18 protein-coding genes are annotated in these 19,593 nt (G+C 37.0%); 7 read left to right on the top strand and 11 right to left on the bottom strand.

Going from position 1 to position 19,593, the window contains the following annotated elements; all coding sequences use genetic code 11:
* Positions 1–3 precede the first annotated feature (3 nt).
* Entirely contained in the window at positions 4–2,298 is a 2,295-nt protein-coding gene (gene helD, locus Q0R51_RS00655) for an RNA polymerase recycling motor HelD (protein ID WP_294755949.1), read from the bottom strand.
* 210 nt (positions 2,299–2,508) lie between these two features.
* Here helD and Q0R51_RS00650 point away from each other — a divergent pair, with 210 nt between their 5' ends.
* The 6 genes from Q0R51_RS00650 to Q0R51_RS00625 all read left to right on the top strand — a co-directional run bounded on the left by Q0R51_RS00650 (position 2,509) and on the right by Q0R51_RS00625 (position 8,483).
* Entirely contained in the window at positions 2,509–3,153 is a 645-nt protein-coding gene (locus Q0R51_RS00650; protein WP_294755947.1) for a matrixin family metalloprotease, read from the top strand.
* A 23-nt stretch (positions 3,154–3,176) separates the two neighbouring features.
* Positions 3,177–3,821 (top strand): histidine phosphatase family protein, encoded by a 645-nt coding sequence (locus Q0R51_RS00645; protein WP_294755945.1) that lies wholly within the window; start codon positions 3,177–3,179, stop codon positions 3,819–3,821.
* 28 nt (positions 3,822–3,849) lie between these two features.
* Positions 3,850–4,704, top strand: a complete 855-nt coding sequence (locus tag Q0R51_RS00640; protein ID WP_294755943.1) for a bifunctional 2-polyprenyl-6-hydroxyphenol methylase/3-demethylubiquinol 3-O-methyltransferase UbiG — start codon at positions 3,850–3,852, stop codon at positions 4,702–4,704.
* Between the two features lie 152 nt (positions 4,705–4,856).
* A complete protein-coding gene (locus tag Q0R51_RS00635) occupies positions 4,857–6,239 on the top strand; it encodes a glycoside hydrolase family 1 protein (protein WP_294755941.1) in 1,383 nt (460 codons plus the stop codon).
* A complete protein-coding gene (locus tag Q0R51_RS00630) occupies positions 6,239–7,666 on the top strand; it encodes a PTS sugar transporter subunit IIC (protein WP_294755940.1) in 1,428 nt (475 codons plus the stop codon). The genes Q0R51_RS00635 and Q0R51_RS00630 overlap by 1 nt, the downstream gene beginning before the upstream one ends.
* A 94-nt stretch (positions 7,667–7,760) precedes the next feature.
* Complete coding sequence (locus Q0R51_RS00625; protein ID WP_294755939.1) at positions 7,761–8,483, top strand: GntR family transcriptional regulator; 723 nt, start codon at positions 7,761–7,763, stop codon at positions 8,481–8,483.
* An 86-nt stretch (positions 8,484–8,569) separates the two neighbouring features.
* Here the strand turns inward: Q0R51_RS00625 and Q0R51_RS00620 are convergent, their stop codons facing one another.
* The 6 genes from Q0R51_RS00620 to Q0R51_RS00595 all read right to left on the bottom strand — a co-directional run bounded on the left by Q0R51_RS00620 (position 8,570) and on the right by Q0R51_RS00595 (position 14,690).
* Positions 8,570–9,742 carry an ABC transporter substrate-binding protein gene (locus tag Q0R51_RS00620; RefSeq protein WP_294756148.1) on the bottom strand — a complete coding sequence of 391 codons (1,173 nt, stop codon included), beginning with the start codon at positions 9,740–9,742 and terminating at the stop codon, positions 8,570–8,572.
* A 380-nt stretch (positions 9,743–10,122) separates the two neighbouring features.
* Entirely contained in the window at positions 10,123–10,833 is a 711-nt protein-coding gene (locus Q0R51_RS00615; RefSeq protein ID WP_294755938.1) for an ABC transporter ATP-binding protein, read from the bottom strand.
* Positions 10,834–11,616, bottom strand: a complete 783-nt coding sequence (locus tag Q0R51_RS00610; protein ID WP_174794828.1) for an ABC transporter ATP-binding protein — start codon at positions 11,614–11,616, stop codon at positions 10,834–10,836. It abuts the gene before it with no gap.
* Between the two features lie 2 nt (positions 11,617–11,618).
* The gene (locus tag Q0R51_RS00605) at positions 11,619–12,575 is read right to left on the bottom strand and encodes a branched-chain amino acid ABC transporter permease (protein WP_045927446.1); all 957 of its coding nucleotides are present in this window, start codon (positions 12,573–12,575) and stop codon (positions 11,619–11,621) included.
* Between the two features lie 8 nt (positions 12,576–12,583).
* On the bottom strand, positions 12,584–13,462 hold the full coding sequence (locus tag Q0R51_RS00600; RefSeq protein ID WP_110445506.1) for a branched-chain amino acid ABC transporter permease: 879 nt from the start codon (positions 13,460–13,462) through the stop codon (positions 12,584–12,586).
* A gap of 25 nt (positions 13,463–13,487) precedes the next feature.
* Positions 13,488–14,690: an ABC transporter substrate-binding protein gene (locus Q0R51_RS00595; RefSeq protein WP_122037203.1), complete on the bottom strand. Its 1,203-nt coding sequence runs from the start codon at positions 14,688–14,690 to the stop codon at positions 13,488–13,490.
* Between the two features lie 455 nt (positions 14,691–15,145).
* Between Q0R51_RS00595 and Q0R51_RS00590 the strand changes: the two genes are divergently transcribed.
* Positions 15,146–15,460 (top strand): hypothetical protein, encoded by a 315-nt coding sequence (locus Q0R51_RS00590; protein ID WP_294755936.1) that lies wholly within the window; start codon positions 15,146–15,148, stop codon positions 15,458–15,460.
* A 124-nt stretch (positions 15,461–15,584) separates the two neighbouring features.
* Here Q0R51_RS00590 and Q0R51_RS00585 read toward each other — a convergent pair whose 3' ends face one another.
* The 4 genes from Q0R51_RS00585 to Q0R51_RS00570 form a co-directional block, all read right to left on the bottom strand.
* Positions 15,585–16,544, bottom strand: a complete 960-nt coding sequence (locus tag Q0R51_RS00585) for a polyprenyl synthetase family protein (RefSeq protein WP_294755935.1) — start codon at positions 16,542–16,544, stop codon at positions 15,585–15,587.
* 1 nt (position 16,545) lies between these two features.
* Positions 16,546–17,091: a Gx transporter family protein gene (locus tag Q0R51_RS00580; protein ID WP_174794822.1), complete on the bottom strand. Its 546-nt coding sequence runs from the start codon at positions 17,089–17,091 to the stop codon at positions 16,546–16,548.
* Positions 17,092–17,102: 11 nt separating this feature from the next.
* On the bottom strand, positions 17,103–17,480 hold the full coding sequence (locus tag Q0R51_RS00575; RefSeq protein WP_294755933.1) for a NusG domain II-containing protein: 378 nt from the start codon (positions 17,478–17,480) through the stop codon (positions 17,103–17,105).
* Between the two features lie 74 nt (positions 17,481–17,554).
* The gene (locus Q0R51_RS00570) at positions 17,555–19,450 is read right to left on the bottom strand and encodes an FAD-dependent oxidoreductase (protein WP_294755931.1); all 1,896 of its coding nucleotides are present in this window, start codon (positions 19,448–19,450) and stop codon (positions 17,555–17,557) included.
* Positions 19,451–19,593: the final 143 nt, after the last annotated feature.

Below are 19,593 nucleotides of genomic sequence, written 5' to 3'. Positions count from 1 at the left end.
CACCTATTTTTCTACATAAGTTTCCGGGTCTACTTCAAGAAGTGGACTCTTTTCATTTGTATAAATAATATCAAGCTTGTACATTGCACGCGAAGTAATTGTGTAGACAAGTTGTGTTTCATCAGCGCGATGATAATTTTCTTTTGAAGCAGCCCACATAATGACTGCGTCAAATTCCAGACCCTTAGCTAAATATGACGGGATGACAAGAGTACCATCTACCAAACGTTGATTGGCAGTAGCAATCAGCGTCGCCTTCACCTTATCCTCTTTTAGTTTCTGCGCTACAATTTTTGCGCTGGCTAAATCTTTGGTGATGATCGCCGTTGTCAATTTGGCTTGATCATTTTCACTTAAAATTTGTTCTAGTGCCTGCATAGCAGCAGTATCACTGGACCGCTCCCACAGAACTGGTTTAGGTCCTTGACGGTTAAATGATTCAATTTTTTCACCTTGACGCAGAATTTGCTTGGTAAATTCTGTCAGTTGCTTAGTTGAACGATATGATTTGGTTAATTGCACCACATCAGTTTTTTCAGGATCAAATAGACCACTAATCTGCTTAAGCAGGCTCCTGCTTTCGTCTTTAGTAAAAATAGCCTGATTTAAGTCACCCAGCATAGTAAATTTGGCACGGGGAAAATTATACTTGAGATAACAAAGTTGAAACGGAGTATAATCTTGAATTTCGTCAATAAAAGCATAACGCATTTCATAATCTACGTGACGACCCGTAATTAAATCATAAAGATACAAGTAAGCTGAAACATCATTCATATGAATATAATGCTTCATAAAGCTTTGCTTGACATTTTCAACATGTTTTTCCCAGTCTTTTTCGCTAATTTGCCACTTAGCTAAATCAGTCATTTTAGGAACTACACGTAAAAAGCTCAGATATTGGGCACGCATGTTAATAAAATTATTGCGTCTTATTTGCTGGAAAACTTTTTCTAGTGCTTTGACAACGATTTTACGGCTGAGGAATTTTTCCTCTTTTTCTTCAGATTCAAATTCTTGGTCCGGTCGATCATACAAAGCATTCAATTGCTCTTGGCTCAAGTTTTGGATAGCGTCAGATACCCATGCTTTTTTAGTTTCACCATTAATTTTGCGATTAAGTGACTTAATTAATTCTTCACGTGTAGCATCAATTCTGTTACTTAAATTATAGTTGGAATTAAATGAATAGTAGAGCTCACTGATTTTTTCTTTCGTAAAAAATGGTTTCTTTTTATTGCGGAAGTAAATATTTTTAAAAATTACCCCCCGATTATTAAGGTGCTTAGCATAATGATGTAACAGATTAAAGAAGCTGGTAGAGTCCTTAAACTGACTGATAGCAGAATCAGCTGCACTATCTTCAAATTGGTCAAACAAGTTTTCAACTGTCATTCCCGGCAGTCTCCTCGCCACAAACTGCCAATAGGTCATTTGCACCATGTTTTGCTCACCCATTTCAGGCAAAACGTTCTTGATGTAATCGTTAAACAATTGGTTTGGACTGAACATAATGACATCACTACTAGTGAGGTTGCCCCGATAGCGATAAAGCAGGTAAGCAATTCTTTGCAAGATGGCAGAAGTTTTACCAGAACCAGCTGCACCTTGAACAAAAAGCAGGTCAGCGCTGGTATTTCTAATGATCTTATTCTGCTCACGCTGAATAGTCGTGACAATTGATTTCATCTGGGTGCCGGATTTTTCACCCAAAACTTCCAGCAGCATCTGATCGCCAATGGACTCATTGGTATCAAACATATTAACGATCTTGCCGTCCTTAATCATGAACTGCCGCTTTTTAGTCATATCAACGGTAATTTCACCCTCAGGAGACATATAAGAAACTTTCCCAATTTTCCCATCATAATAAATTGAAGAAATTGGTGCCCGCCAATCATAAATCAGAAAATGGTTATTCTTATCGGCAAAGGAGCCCAAACCAATATAAATAGTCTCTGGTTTCTCCTTGTTCTCTTTAAAATCTACTCTGGCAAAATATGGCCTTTGTTCTAACTTTTGCACTGTACTCAGTTGCTTTGCGGCATGCTGCCAGGCATTTTGACGTTCATCAAGCAGTTGCTGCTGTTGGTGAATAGACAATGCAGTTTCCATTGACGTTGAATAACCGTCATAATCTAGTTTTACATCATCAAAAAAGTGTGAATTAAGATCTTGGGCCTCACCTTCAGCGGACTTAATTGACGAAGACAACTCGGACTTTTTAGCTCTAATCATTTTCAAAATCCGGTCGAGATGTTTTTGCTCAAATTCTTTATCATCCATCGCTTTTGTCATAAACTCACCTATTTTTTCAAAACTTGCATTCTATTTTACCATGAAATCGGTTTATATTAAAATCCTGCACTTATTTTTTCAACCAGTAAAATAGGGGCAATTAAGATAATTTAGGCGGTTTATGACTATAATTTAATATGCTAAAGTTAGTAAAATATGATACTTTCACCATTTTTCTTATATAATGTAAGATAATGGAGTGATTAAAGTATGAAAAATTTTCGTCATTTTTTCTCTAAATTAGCGTGTGCACTAGTTGCAATTCTGACAATTGGAAGTGCAATAACTCCCGTTGCTGATAACCCTTTAACTAACTGGCCTTCTCAGACTGTTTACGCTAAAAAGGCTAAAAAGAAAACTAAAAAACACAAAAAAGCTAAAAAGAAGCATGCCGCTGTCACAGCTTCTTGGCGGTGGAAAAAGCCTACAGCTTCGGTCTACATTGATCTTAATGATAATCAAGAACTGATTTCCGTTACCAATGACGCGATTAAAGCATGGAATGATACTAAAGCTTTTACTTTTACCCAAGCCAAAAGCAAGAAAAATGCTAAGATTGTGATAGAGCAGATTTACAGTCCCAACACAAACTATGCCGGTTATACTACCTTTCATTATTACGTTAAAACCGGGATTATGTACTCTGCTTTAACCAGGCTAAACACTTATTATTTACAAAATTTCTCACCATATAATTATACGTATCAACGCATTCTTAATACTGTTGAACATGAATTGGGACATGCAATAGGTTTGAAACATAATAATGGCGTTTCGGTAATGTATCCAACTGGTTCGCTCTACTCAATTGAACCCGTTGATGTTGCCAAGGTTGAAAAATTATACGGGGAATAAGTTGAAAAATTGCGAGGAATAAAATGAAAAGAATATATATTGTGCGTCACGGTGAAACCTATATTAATCGCTATAACAAAATGCAGGGCTGGTGTGACACACCACTAACAGAAAAAGGAATTGCGGGAGCCGAACAAGTGGGAAAAGTTTTGAAAGACATTCCTTTTGATATTGCCTTGTCAAGTGATCTTAAGAGAGCAAGTGATACTTGCGATATAATTATTAAGCACAACGTTAATCATAATGAAATTCAACACATTGCCAGCCCATTTTTCCGTGAACATTTTTACGGCTATTTTGAAGGTATGGATTCGGATGCTGCTTGGCAAATGATTAGCGGCCCACATGGTTACACCAGCCACGCAGAAATGCTTAAAAATGAATCTCTAAACACTGTTAAAGATTGGATTAAAGAAGCTGACCCGTTTCATGACGCTGAGAATGCCCATGAGTATTGGCAAAGACTAGATAAGGGTTTTAAATTAATCAGCCAGTTAGATGGCGCAGAAAACATCTTACTTGTTACTCATGGCTTTACCATCCACAGCATTGCTGACCGCTATGGTGATTTTGAAATTAAAAAGCGGCCTCGTAACGCTTCAATTACCATAATGAATATGACGGATAAAGAAATGAAAATTGTTTCATATGACAAACTGAAACTGTAGTATTTTCTTTAATTATAGGAGAAAATTTATGCAATTAGAAAATGAGCACTCGGAAATCACTGACAATTTAAACAACTGGAATGACCGTGCTGTTGTACATGCAAATGGTGGCTATGGCGATCTCACTCAGTTTGTTAAAGATAAGAGTGCTGTTACTACAACTGTTAAGCGTGACCTCGCTGTACTCAAGCCATACTTATCTCATAATACGGTTAAAAACAAACGGCTACTTCATCTGCAATGCCACATTGGTGATGATACTCTTAGCTGGGCACGTTTAGGTGCTAAAGATGTATATGGCCTTGATTTTTCACCTGTCGCTTTAAAATATGCTCGCAAGCTAGCTAATGAGGCTAATACTCCAATCACCTATGTAGAAGGTGACGCGCGTTATGCCGCAAAAGCCTTACCCGAAAAAACGGGCAAATTTGATATAATTGTAACCAGTGCCGGTACGATTACCTGGCTACCTGAACTAAAGTCTTGGGCACAATCAATTGCGCAATTATTAGCGCCTGGTGGTATTTTTATGATTCGCGATAATCATCCACTACTGTTTGCACTAGATAATGCTGGACTGGAAATTAAGTTAAATTACTTTAGTGGCACTGAAAATACCTACGAATCAGATGCTTCATATACCTCAAATTCTACTGGAAAAATTAAACATCAAACTAATCATAATTGGGCGCATGATTTTGCAGAAATTATTAATACATTAATTAATGCTGGTTTGACTATTAAAAATGTCGGAGAACACCAGGTTAGTGATTGGCAGTCTTTACCTTCGTTAATCTATGATAAAGACCAAGAAGGCTGGATACAACCAACAAATTTACCGCAAGTGCCATTGACCTTTTCAGTAGTAGCACAAAAGCCTTAATAACTGCTATTCAATACTTCGAAATTTTTTCGAAGTATTTTTATTTTGCTTTTAAATATATATTTTTATAAATAAAATATTGATTTTATCATTTTAAAGATATATACTTTATTCGTAATTTGTAAACACTTACATAAAAGGAGTGCGATTGAATGAAAGAACAAAGAAAGTTGCCAAAAAGCTTTTTTTGGGGGAATTCCGTTTCAAGTATGCAAACTGAGGGCGCTTGGAACGAAGATGGAAAAGGTTTATCAGTCTATGATATTCGCCAGCCTTCTGCCAACACGTCAGACTGGCATGTAGCAATCGATGAATACCATAGATATAAAGAAGACCTCGACATCATGAAAGAAATGAATATGAATATGTATCGTATTCAAATTTCATGGTCACGAGTTTGTCCAGACGGAGATGGTGCATTTAATGAGAAGGGGATAGAATTTTATGATCATTTAATTGACGCTATGCTGGAGCGAGGAATCGAGCCAATGGTTTGTCTCTATCATTTTGATATGCCGCTTAAATTAGCTCAAGCATACAATGGTTTTATTTCAAAACATGTTGTTAATGCTTTTATCAGATTTGGCAAAAAAATGATTGATCATTTCTCTGATCGCGTTAAATATTGGATTGTATTCAATGAGCATAACTTATATTTCCAAGACCAAGCCTTCAATATTTCTGGATACCAAAATGGCGATAAAAGCTTATCTGACATGTATACCATTTTTCATCATACAATGATGTGTCATATAAAGTTAGCCAACTATATTCATGAAAACTATACTGATGTCAAGATTGGCGGGATGTTAGCCTACCAACAAATTTACCCGCAGACCAGTAAGCCCGAAGATGTTTGGGCAGCTAAACAAGTGCAAGAATTTTTAAATTTTAATATTTATGATGCTGATACGGGTCGGGGGTACTCCCCAGAAGTCCTACAATATGCTAAAAATAATGACATTAGTATGGACATAACTGAAGAAGACATAGCTGATATGAAAAAGGCACAAGCTGATTTCCTCGCTTTTTCTTATTATTCTTCATGGGTATTGTCAAGTGAACATCTTCCAAAAGGTGAAGCACCTAACCGCTACTTATTACAAGGTGGTATACCGGCAAAATACGTTAAGACAAATGAATGGGGCTGGGCAATCGACCCCCTTGGCTTTAGAAATGCGATCACTACTATGTACAATCACTACCATATTCCGATTTTTCCGATTGAAAATGGCATTGGCCTGAGAGAAAAGTGGGACGGGCAACACATGATTCAGGATGATCAACGTATCAACTATCACCAAGAGCACATCAAGGCTATGAAAGATGCAATTTTTATAGATGGTGCTCAAGTTTTAGGGTATTTAGGCTGGGGGTTAATAGATATTCCCAGCTCTCAGGGCGATATGGAAAAGCGCTACGGAGCGGTTTACGTCAATAGATCAAATCATGATTTAAAAGATTTAAAAAGAGTACCCAAAAAATCATTTTATTGGTTTCAAAAAACATTTAAAAATAATGGAGATGAATTATAATGGCTAAGCAAGAAAAATCAGGTTTCAGTGCCTTTATTAACAAAAAGATATTGCCTCCAATAATGAAATTCGTTAACACTAAAGCAATAGTTGCCTTACAAAATGGTATGGTCTATTCACTACCGTTTATCATTATCGGGTCAATATTTTTAATTCTCGGCAATATTCCAATCCCTGCAGTTGCTAATGCAATTAATGCATCAGGCTGGGGTGCTTTCTTTGCTCAGGCAAATAACACTACTTTTCAGTTGATGGGTTTATGGGCAGCTATTGGTATAGCTTATGTCTATGTTAAAAACGAAAAGTTTGAACCTTTAGCACCTGCCTTAACTTCTGCAGCTGTATTTATCATGTTACAGAATTTAAGTATAGATAATCCCCTCAAAGCTGCTTTGGCTGGCGGAATTACTAACGGCAATGCCACAGTCATGACTGGTAAGGCTGTGACTGAAAACATTGATAAATTACCACATGCTTTACAAGCATTTTTGCAGTCACCGGTTACTGGCGTTATTAATACTAAATGGCTCGGTGGCGACGGGATGATTGCCGCTATCATTATCGGATTACTTGTTGGCTGGATTTACAGCAAAATTATGAAAGCCGGCTGGACTATCAAGATGCCCGAATCTGTCCCACCCGCAGTATCCAATCAGTTTACTGCAATGATTCCAGCTGGGATTATTCTCATTGGAGCAATGTTAATTTTCGCTGGCTTTAGTTCGTTTGCACACACCGACTTTTTGAACTGGATTTACAACACATTACAAATCCCACTGCAAGGAATATCAGACTCATTTGGTGGAGCACTAGCAATCGGATTTTTAGTTCCGTTCTTCTGGTTCTTTGGAGTTCATGGTGGCTTAATCATGGGTTCTTTAGTTGCACCAATGCTACAAGCCAATACTGCTGACAATGCTCGACTATTTGCAGCAGGCAAATTAACATTTGCTAATGGTGCTCATATTGTTACTAATGAGTTTTATAACAACTTCATTAATCTGACCGGTTCAGGAATAACAATCGGCTTGATCGTATTCTGTTTAGTAGCAGCACGATCAGAACAACTAAAATCAATTGGTAAACTGGAACTAGTTCCTGGTATTTTTAACATTAATGAACCATTTTTGTTTGGTATACCTATCGTGATGAATCCTATGCTGGCAGTGCCATTTTTCTTAACGCCAGTAATAGTGGCAGCTTCAACATATTTCGTAATCAAACTGGGAATTGTACCTCCTCTTAACGGAGTAGCCGCACCGTGGACAACACCGGCAATTATTTCCGGATTCTTAATAGGCGGGTGGAAAATGGCAATTTGGCAGGCCTGCACATTATTAATTTCGACAGCCGTCTATTGGCCGTTTGCAAAGAAGTACGATAAAATGTTATTAATGCAAGAACAAGAACAAGTATCAAATAAATAAGTAAAAAGATGTCACAAATAATGCTAAACTTATATGTGACATCTTTTTTATAATAAAAATCCAAAAAATTTAGCAGAATAGTGGTGACTAAAAAATGGCAAAGGCAAAATATTTAGGAGTTGTCCAAACTATTGTTAGTAGAATTAAAGCTGGCACCTATCAACCTGGGGACTTGTTACCTAATCAACAAACATTAGCTAATGAACTAGGAGTTAGTCGATTAACCGTCAAAAAAGCTTTAGACGGCTTAGAGAGAAAAGGGATAATTTATAAGCAGTCTGGTTTAGGCACTTTTGTATCGAGTGCTATCCCTATTCGCAGCAAAATTGATTCCCCGGCCAATGTATTTACCGGCTTAATGGAATTGATGAAAACAGATGATATTAAAAGTAAAATTATTAAGTTCTCTGTTGGTTTCCCTAATAAGCAAATTCAAAAAAACCTTAATTTGACTAGCTCTGAACCGGTTTATAATATCATTCGCCTAAGACTTGTAGATAATAATCCTCTTGTCATTGAGCATACTTATATGCCCGTCAATTTAGTTCCCAACTTAAATACTGATATTTTGCATTCATCCATATATAACTACATCCACCAAAAATTAAAGCTAAAATTTGGTCATGCGTATCGCAAAATCAAGGCTACCAAATCTGATGAATATGATCAGAAATATCTGGCCGCCAAAAAAGATGACCCTATGCTTGAACTAGAACAAATAGTTTGGCTAACCAATGGTAAGCCCATTGAATATTCGATTAGTCGCAACCGATACGATCAACGAGATTATACGATTATTGAAAATACCAGGTTTTAAGTCTGAATTACTAATTTCCATAGGGTTAATATTTTAAAAACAAAAAGGTTCACATCAGTGAGCCTTTTATTATTTTTTCAACAAAATTATTCAGTTTTAAAAGTTTTTCCTACTTTACCATTAACTAATTCCTCTACTGCCAGTGGCTTTTCAGGATTATGATTTTTATCAACATTAATTTTGCCAGTTACACCAGTAAAGTTTTGGATATTGCTTAACCCTTTAGCAATTCTGGCTGAATCATCAGATTTTTCATTTTCGATTGCTTCTTTGATCATATATACAGCATCATAAGCTAAAGCTGAAAAGGTTGGTGCTTCTTCATGGTAACGCTTCTTAAAATTCTGCATAAATTTAGAAGCTGTCGGATCTTTAGCAGCTACTTGAGTTGAAAATGGTGTTGTGTAGTAGATTCTGCTTGCGTTTTTAGCTCCAGCTATCTGAGCCAGTTTCGGATCAGCCATGCCATCGCTGCCAATAATTGGCACTTTAATTCCGATTTGACGTGCTTGTTTAATGATTAAACCCACTTCAGTGTAATAACCAGGAACATAAATAGCATCAACCTTCTTTGCTTTAAACGAAGTTAAAACAGCGTTAAAGTCCTTGTCACCTTCTGAAAAAGTTTGACTATCAACAATTTTACCTTTATATGCTTTCTTAAATGCTTTAGCCAGACCATTGCCGTAATCACTTGAGTTATCACTGTAAACGGCTACTCTTTTTGCTTTAACGTTATTCATTACAAACTTGGCAGCACTGCTACCTTGAAAGTTATTTTGGTAGCATGCTCTAAAAACAAATGGCTGTACTTTGCCATTCTTTTGTAAAGTGTAATTCGGATCCGTCGCTGAAGGACTGACACTTGGCACTTTTGCTTTAGTAATATTTGGTATTTCGGCTGTACCCGCATTGGTGGTGGCCGGTCCCACGATTGCCGCAACTTTATCTTTATTAGTTAGTTGGGCTGCAACAGAAGCAGACGTGGCAATTGCTGTTTTATTATCACGCACAATGAGCTTAATTTTCTTCTTTTGACCGTTAACGTCAATGCCGCCTTTTTTATTAATTTCACTAACGGCTAGTTCAATTCCCTGCTTTTGAGCATTGCCATAACCAGCTGCAGCTCCAGACAATTCCATGTTAACGCCAATCTTGACAGTTTTATTATCCTGTTTAGTACCAGTATTACCACTACTTTTTGCTACAGTACAGCCTGCCAGCATGAAAGCTGCCACACCAGTAACAACAACACTCATTATTTTTTTAATACCACTAATATTATCCATCTTTTAGTTCCTTTACTCTCTAAAATTAATTAAAATGCCAACAAAAAACCTCATTCAATTCAATGAATGAGGCTTAAATTATTAATTAGTTAAACCCCAATCATTGACACGCAAACTAGGGCTTAACTGCTTTTAAATTACATCATGTAATTCATACACGTTAAGTCCTGCGCTCCAACAACAAGGCAACTAAATTCTGAGTTTGAAAGATATTAATATTGTTTTGTTTGTTTAAATATTTCGTTGTCATCAAAATTACCTCCTCAGAATTTTAAGTAAACTTTATGCGTTTGAACGTGTGACTTAATAATGAATTACTCTCACAGTCATTACAACAGTTTTATTATGTACTAGCCACCAAAGTATACTTTCTGCACCTCTGGGTTAGCTAATAGTTCTTGACCGGTACCACTTAATTGCACTACACCGGTAGCCAACACATAGCCCCGATCTGCAATTGACAATGCTTGTTTAGCATTTTGTTCAATTAACAAAATAGTCGTACCTTTTTCGTTTAGTTCTTTAATAATTTTAAAAATTTCTTGAATATATAAGGGTGATAAACCCATTGAAGGCTCATCAAGTAGTAACAATTTAGGCTTAGCCATTAAGGCACGCCCCATTGCCAACATTTGCTGTTCACCACCAGATAAAGTGGCAGCATCCTGACTTCGTCTTTTTTGCAAAATTGGGAAACGTTCAAAAATCTCTTTATACGTCTTAGAAACTTCGTCATGATTTTTTTGTAAAAATGCACCCATTTGCAGGTTTTCCATTACAGTCATGCCAGCAAAGATATGACGACCCTCAGCTACTTGTGAAATGCCTGTACTCACAATTTGTGGTGCACTTTTATGATCTATTTCTTTTCCAAGGTAAAAAATTTGACCGCTTTTAGGTTTAAGTAAACCAGAAATGGTTTTAACAATAGTTGATTTACCGGCACCATTTGCACCAATCAGGGTTACAATTTCACCCTGGTTAATTTCAAAGCTGACATTCTTGACAGCCTGAATAACACCATAATTTACAGACAGGTCACGAACTTCTAACATTGCCATCTAGTCATCACCCTCTCCTAGATATGCTTCTATAACTTTAGGATTTGCTTTGATTTCTTCAGGTGATCCGGTAGCCAGTATTTCACCTTGATCAAGTACGTAGATCCTTTCCGCCAGGTTCATGACCAAAGACATATCGTGTTCAATTAGCAAAACCGTGATTTGAAATTCTTTTTGAATATACTTAATAAGATTAGTTAAATCTGCCGTTTCTTCAGGGTTCATCCCCGCCGCCGGTTCATCCAAGAAAAGAATCTGCGGATGTGTTGCTAATGCCCGAACTATCTCTAGACGTCTTTGCGTTCCATAGGGCAAGTTTTTGGCTAGAGTTTGCTCATTCTCTGTCAAATCAAAAATTGCCAGTAATTTTTGTGCGGCTGCCCTCATTTCCTTTTCGGTTTTATAGAAACTCGGTAAGCGAAAAACTGTTGTTAAAAAGTTTTCCTTATATTCATTTGTCATTGCAGTTAAAACATTATCCATTACTGTTAAGTCTTTAAATAAGCGAATATTTTGAAATGTACGGGACAGTCCTAAATCTGCTATTTGAACTGCACTTTTATGGGTTAAATCATAGTTTTGATCATCAACTTGTAAATTAATCTTTCCGCTAGTAACTTGCACCATACCGGTTAGCAAATTAAATAGTGTGGTTTTACCGGCACCATTAGGTCCAATCAAGGCAACTAGTTCGTGCTTGTCCAGATGGAGTGAAACATCATTAACGGCAGTCAACCCACCAAATTTTCGCACTACGTGGTCAACATCTAATAAGTGTGGCATATCTAGCTCCTTTCCTTTTTACCGAAATGGCGGGTTAAATTTTTAAGGGAGAATTCCCAATTACCTAAAAGTCCCGATGGCTTGAAAATCATGATTAGTATTAAAACTATAGCATAGATCACCATTCTTAATGCACCAAAGCTTTGTAAAACGGTGTCTAAAACTCCTAAAACGATTGCTGCTACAAATGTGCCAGTCATACTGCCAACACCACCCAAAACAACAATAACTAATATAGAGATTGATTCCATAATGCCAAAGTTTGAAGGTGAGATTGTTTGTAAGAATGAAGCATGGAGACTGCCGGCAATTGCAGCTGTCGCGCCTCCTAAGACAAAAGCAGCTAATTTCCATTTGGTAGTATTAATACCCATTGCTTCAGCAGCTATTTCATCTTCCCGCACAGCCTTAATTGCTCGACCATTTTTCGAACGAATAAAATTCGTCAAGATAATTGTAGTTACACAAACCAAGATATAAACAGTAGGCCATGAACATAATTGCGGAATATTGTACAATCCGGCTGCTCCACCAGTAATTTTCAAATTATTAATGACATTGCGGATAATTTCAGCTGCTCCTAGAGTTGCGATTGCTAAATAGTCACCCTTTAAGCGAATGAAGGTAGCCGTACCAATAACCGCAGCAATTACAATGGCTATCAGCACACCTACGAGCATTGAGATTAAAAAGCCAGCTTCACTACTCATACGCTGAGTAATAATTGCAGTAGCGTATGCTCCTATTGCCATAAAACCTGCATGACCAAGAGAAAATTGACCACTGAAGCCGATAATCAGGTTCAAGCCAGTTGCTAAGATAATATTTATTCCAATCGTGACCAGCATGTTTTCAATAAAATCATCTATGACGCCAACCATTATCAGCGCATTGATTAGGTAAAATCCGCCTACCATTAATAACAGCCACGACAAAATGTATTTCCAATTCGATTTCATTTTGCCACCTACACCTTCTCTTTAGTATTTTTGCCAAAAATGCCAGCAGGTAAGAAAAGCAAAATAACTATTAATACCAGATAAACGACTGCATCTTTATATGCCGACAAGCCAATTGACTGGAAAAATGTCTCTAAAATTCCGATTAAGAAGCCACCAAGAGATGCTCCAGGTACTGAACCAATTCCACCTAAAACGGCAGCCACAAACGCCTTAATACCAGGCGTCATTCCCATTAAAGGATCAATTTGGTTATAATACATTCCAATTAAAATACCTGCAGCACCAGCTAAGGCAGAACCTAAAGCGAAGGTAAATGATATTGTATGATTAACATTAACACCAACTAATTCAGCTGCAGCAGGATCGACAGAAACTGCCCGCATCGCCCGCCCCATCTTAGTTTTTTGAATAATCAATTGTAATGAAACCATTAAAATCAAAGCAGTAGCCAAAATCAAAATTTGAACGTTTGAAATCTGTACCCCACCAATATTGTAATTAACCTGTTCAATTACTTGCGGAAAACTGCGAGCATTTGAACCTACAAAATATGACATACCATTTTCCAGTAAGAACGAAACGCCAATAGCCGTAATCAATACTGCTATTCGAGGTGATTTACGTAGTGGTCGATAAGCAAAATATTCAATCACTACACCGGAAACTGCACCAATAATCATTGCAGAAAGCAGTGCTGTAATAAAGTTAAAATGCCAAGCATTAATCACATAGTAGGCAAAGAATGCACCTAACATATAAATATCGCCATGAGCAAAGTTAATTAAGTTAATAATGCCATAAACCATGCTGTAGCCTAATGCCAGCAAGGCATAAATTGATCCCAGTGACAAGGCATTAATGATTTGCTGTAAAACTGTTTGCAAATTTAAGCACTCCTTTTATTTTTATTTACTCAACACGAAATGAGTCGCTTACTTTACCATTAGTCAATTTTTCAATAGCGATTGGCATTTCAGGATTATGGAACTTATCCATGGTAATTCTACCGGTAACACCATCAAAGTCTTTTATCTTAGCCAGACCTGCAGCAACTTTAACGGAATCATCAGATTTTTGTTGCTCAATCGCCGCTTTTACTAAATAAACTGCATCATAAGCTAAAGCTGAAAACGTTGGCGCTTCTGAATGGTAACGAGCTCTATATGCTTTGATAAACTTAGCAGCTTTTGAATCTGGGTTTTTAGCAGCTACATTAGTTGAAAATGGCGTTGTGTAATAAATATTAGTTGCATTTTTAGCACCTGCTATTTGAACTAATTTAGGATCACACATGCCGTCACCGCCAACGATTGGAGCTTTAAGACCCATCTGACGTGCTTGCTTTATGATCAAACCCAGCTCTGTGTAATAGCCGGGTACATAAATAGCATCGATCTTCTTAGATTTAAATGAAGTTAAAACAGCGTTGAAGTCTTTATCACCGGCAGAATATGTTTGACTGTCCACAATCTTGCCTTTATAAGTTTCCTTGAAGGCTTTAGCTAAACCTGTACCATAATCACTTGAGTTATCAGCATAGACAGCTACCCGTTTGGCTTTCAGCTTATTGTCGACGAACTTAGCTGCGCTCTTTCCTTGGAATGTATCTTGGAAGCAGGCTCTGAAGGCATAAGGTTGCACTTTGCCGTCCTTCTGTTTAGTGTAGTTTGGATCAGTTGCGGATGGACTAACGCAGGGAACAGAAGCCTTGGTAACATTAGGAATTTCTGCCGTACCGCAGTTAGTAGTAGCTGGCCCTACAACTGCAGCCACTTTATCCTTGGTTACCAATTGTGCAGCGACTGAAGCCGAAGTAGCAATTGAGGACTTGTTATCACGGATAAGCAACTTAAGCTTCTTTTTATGCCCGTTGACGTTAATTCCACCAGCCTTATTAATTTCGGAGGCAGCTAGAACTATACCTTGTTTTTCGGCACTGCCGTAGCCGGCAGCAGTACCAGACAACTCAATATTAATCCCGACCTTGACTGTATCTTTATCTTGGTGTGTACCCTTGCCTCCCCCGCTTTTTGCTACTGAACAGCCTGCTAACGCTAAGCCAGCCATTCCCAACGTCAGGACACGCAACATTCTCTTTGAAAATTTATTCATCATTTTCTCCTTATAAATAGCTTGGTAACCAAAAACCTCATTCACTTAATGAATGAGGCTTAAATTAGTTATTAGTCAAGCCCCATTCATTAGACGCAAACAAGGGCTCAACATGTAAAATCACTAGAAGTAATCTATTCAAGCTAAGTCCTACGCGACAACAACAAGGCAATTAAATTTTGGGCAATAATATTTTCAGCATTACTTCGCATATTTAAATATTTAGCTTTCATTAAAATCACCTCCCAAAATTTAATTTAATACTTAGAATTATAAAAAAAGAACATTAGCATGTCAAGATAAATTTACAATTATTTTTAGCAAAGCTTTAAGACTTTTCTATTAAATTTATTCTTAGAAAAAATTGTTGATTAATCACCATCATAAATAGTGCCAAATAAACATGTGATTTTGTGAGCTTTATGGTAAAATAGAATTATTGAGGAGGCATAAATATGTTTGCTACGGTTTTTTACTGGATTATAATTGCTGCTACCGGTCTTTGGGGAATATGGTCAGCAGCCTGGTCGATTATATATGTTGCTAAACATGAAAATGGCAACTTATGGATTTTTGCAATTATTAATGTTTTGATTCTAGCTTTAATAGGTCTGGCTGATTTAATCTATAGTACTGAAGGGAATCAGTGGTACTGGTTTGCTTCCACTAGAGCAGACATTAGCCTTTTGGTTTACATGCTGCTGGCTTACTGCGCTCTGGTGATTTTACAAGTCATATTTGGTTTCACTCGTAAACCTAAAAAGGCATAGATCTAAAATTAACAATTAATTTAGCTAACTTTTAAATATTTTCATCAAAATAAAAGAGGTTGAACTGTTTTGACTCCTAATTTGGAGGTCATAGCAAACATTAAGTCAACCTCTTTTTTTATAATTAACAATTTCTGGTAAGCATTTTACGGACAATATCAGCGACCTTTTCATATCCAGGATACTCGGCAAAGTTTTTCTCAAGTAGCGCCAATGCGCTATTTGTAAAGTCATTTGCTAAATCTTGTGCATGCCTAATTCCACCTAATTCACTCACCAGAAGGTCAATTTGCTCCAATTGAGCAGAATTCAGTTTCTTACCCTTCTTCACTAAATCTTTCAATTTACCAGAAGAATCTTTTTTCAGTGCAAAAATTAGCGGCCCAGTATAAACACCGTTAACTACATCTGATAATACCGGCTTTTTTAATTCAGCAGTAGAAGCGGTGTAATCTAATATATCATCCCGCAGTTGAAATGCCTGACCAAATAGCACACCTACTTGCTGAGCACTTCTGGCCAGTCTTTTACTAAGTCCCCCTTCGAGTGCTCCAATATAGCAGGCATAACCAAACAAACTAGCCGTTTTGCCCCGAATTTGTTCAAGATATTCTTCTTCCGTAATTGTAATATCATATTCATTACCAAACTGAGTGGTTTCACCTGCAAGTATTTTTTGCATAGTGCTGCCGTTTGCACGCAAGTTCGTTATCTTTGAAGTGTTTTCACTTAGCAGTTGTAATGACAAAGCAAATAAGAAGTCTCCGGCATATAATGCTATAGTTTTACCATATTTAGCCTGAACCGATGCCCTGCCCCTTCTAACATTTGAATTATCAATGATATCATCATGAATTAGAGTGGCATTGTGCAGTATTTCAATCGAACCGGCAATATTAATTAATTTCTGTTCCCTGTTGCTTTCACCCATTTCTCCAAATAATAAAACAAAACTAGGACGTAATTGCTTGCCAGGCTTAGAAAATGCATATCTAACTGCTTCTCCCAGTTTACCTTTTGGCCTCCGGATATTTTTTTGAATTGTATTTTGGACTTGCTGTAACTCTTTTTCTAGCCTTGACATGTTAATTACCTTTATTAATTATTCCTTTGATAAAACTCAATGCATCAACATAATGCAATAAGTAGCTGCTGACAAGACCAACTATTGTTCCAGAAAGAATTCCGAATACTGTCAATAAAGGCAAATACAATAAAATATATTTACTATGTGCTAGCAGCACTGCAATTAATAATTGACCAAAATTATGACATACGCCGCCAAGAATTGATACCCCCATTATGCTGATAAATCTGGGAACCAGCGGTAAAAATAATTTCATTAAAAACAGACTTAAAAATGACCCTGCTGCAGCAAATAAAAAGGTACCAGTACCTCCTGTCATCAGAGCAGTTAGTACCAGGCGCAAAAATGTCAGTAAAATACAATTATTAAAAGGTAAAATCATTAATGCGATCATCGTTATAATATTAGTTAAACCAAGCCTGGCACCAGGTGCAAAGAAAAAGGGCGAAGGAAACATTTGCTCAACAACACTAAGAATAATTCCTTGTGAGCATAGAATTCCTGTAAACACATATGTGCGTAAATAATTATTTGTTTCAGTCATAATATTTAAATCTATTTATTATCGTCAATTTGATTTTTATTTTTTAGCTCAATTAAAAATTTATGTGGCAGACAGACTATTGTATCCCCGCTTTCGCTTTTCCAGCCTTCTTTAACACATACTTGATCCTTACAATTGGCATCAATTACCCGAATCTTGTGCTTTTTTATTTGTACAATATTAATTCTACCATTTTTTTGATAATGCCATTTCTGATCTTTAGCCAAAGAAAGTCTTTTCACTTCACGATTATTAACTTTGACGATTCCTATAATTTGATCGTCAGCTTTTTCCTGATTGTGCAACATATAAAAAGGAGTAAAACTAATGATTAATAAAACTACTATTATTAAAAAATCACCAAGTTTAAGCTTCTTTAAAATTTTCATGTATTACCTCACTAACAATTAAAACTAAAAAAGTCTTACAGATAAAACCATAGGACTTTTTAGAGTTACCATTGTTAGTTCTTTACTCCGTTTTTATCGACATGATAAATTGGCTTCAAGACACCATATCTCAGCTTAGTAAGCTTCTTTTCTAGCCACGGAACAAACCACATGTCCAGACCAAATGCTCTACCAGAGCCGTTCATAACTGCTATTGCCGCAAATATCATCCAAACATTTACCCAATAGTTCATTCCTGATAAACAGAAAATAGCTACAAAAATTGCGCTCATGCCACCGGCAAACCAGGTGCATAATCCTAAAACCAGCATAATTCCTAATGCAATTTCCAAACACGTCATTGTCTTTTGAGCAACTAATGCCGCATCCTTGTTAGGAATCATGACTTTAGTCATTGATTGTACCCAGTTTGGCATTTTATCAAAAACAGCCATTGGTGAGTGACCATAGTCATAGTTTAGGGAAAATAGTGCAGGAGCAGCAGAAGTCGCTGCCTTGCCACTTGCTGCTGTAGTAGCGGCAGCTTTTTGTGAAGCGCCACTGGTTGCAGCTTGCACAAGCCATGGAAAATGCAGTTGCAATTTGTTGGTAAACCAAGAACCACTGCCTTGAACTTTATACCAGCAGTCTACTAACCACATTAAGCCTAAGTAAATTCTCAAAGGTACAGTCCATAAGACATTGCCATACCGGTTAAGATTACCGCGCCATAAAGTTGGGCGCTTAATTCTGAACCATTCATCCATAATATAATGGAAGAGATAGTGACCAGAATAGATTTCCATAAAGTAAATCATGTCCACTATGTCTTTCATTAAGATTGCGAAAAAGCCGCTCAGATGAAAAGTATTAACAAGAGAGGCCACACCCCAAGCAGGCCCTAAAGAAACCATAAATCCTGAATAGGTGCCTTTAAACTTAACGGGTTCACCGCCGTTAATCTGACTCAAAATATTTCTTAGAGCACACTTACCAGCAGATTCAGCTCCCTGAACCACTTGTGGTTCACCACGGCCGCTACCGTTAGCATCATAAAGAGCAACATCTCCTATGACGTAAACATGGGGATCGGTTGGAATTTGGGAATATTCATTAACTATAATTCTGCCGGCTCTGCCAGTCTCAAAACCAAAGTTTTTAGCAGTATCAACAGCTTTAACACCAGCAGTCCAAATTAAAGTTCTGGTCGGATATGTTGAACCATCTTTAAGATCAATATAATTTTCATGAACTCCAACAACGCCAGTATTGACTTTAATTTCCACACCTTGTTTTAAGAGATATTTTTCTGCCTTATCAGCATCAGAACGATCAAGCATATTCATAACCGTTGGTGCCATTTCCATCATGGTTATCTTGATATCATCTTTTTGCAGGTTATATTTTTTAGCTAAATCACCACGCCAAGAATTCAATTCTCCGGCCATTTCAGTGCCAGTAAACCCGGTACCAACAACGACAAAGTTAAGATACTGTGCCCGCTTTTCAGGATCGCGTTCTTTAGAACCTAAATGAACCATCAGATCAATGTGGTCACGTAATTGCTCTGCATCGTCCAGATTGCCTAAAACAAAGCCGTTTTCTTTAACACCAGGAGTATTAAAGTCATTAGGCTGCGAACCAATAGCTAATATGACATAATCGTAGGGATAACTGCCGTTATCGCCAATAACTTTTTTGGCAGATTGATCAATTTTGGTAACATTGTCAGTTACAACATCAACATTTTTTCTCCGCGAAAATAAACGTTGCAGATCATATTTCAAACTTTTGGCTTCTACCCTGTTAGCCGCAACTTCATGAAGTGAAGTCATCATAGTCATATAAGGATTTTTATCAATCAGCGTGATTTTGATATCATGCCGCTTTTTTAATTTCTTGGCAAGGTGCTTAGTCGTATACAGACCACCATAGCCGCCGCCAATAACTACAATATTTGTTTCAGCCACTTTTAACACTCCTTAATGCGAATATACTAGTTATATTATATTATACTAGTGTTTTGGACTATGGTAAAGTGGTCACTTTCACAAACTATGTTCGTAATATTTTACTTATACGATTTAATTGCTATCATTATAAGTTTCCGCTT

Origin of the sequence: uncultured Lactobacillus sp. (assembly GCF_946477725.1) — a bacterium.
In the GTDB taxonomy this organism is placed as follows: domain Bacteria; phylum Bacillota; class Bacilli; order Lactobacillales; family Lactobacillaceae; genus Lactobacillus.
This window is presented reverse-complemented; position numbering and strand designations above follow the sequence as displayed.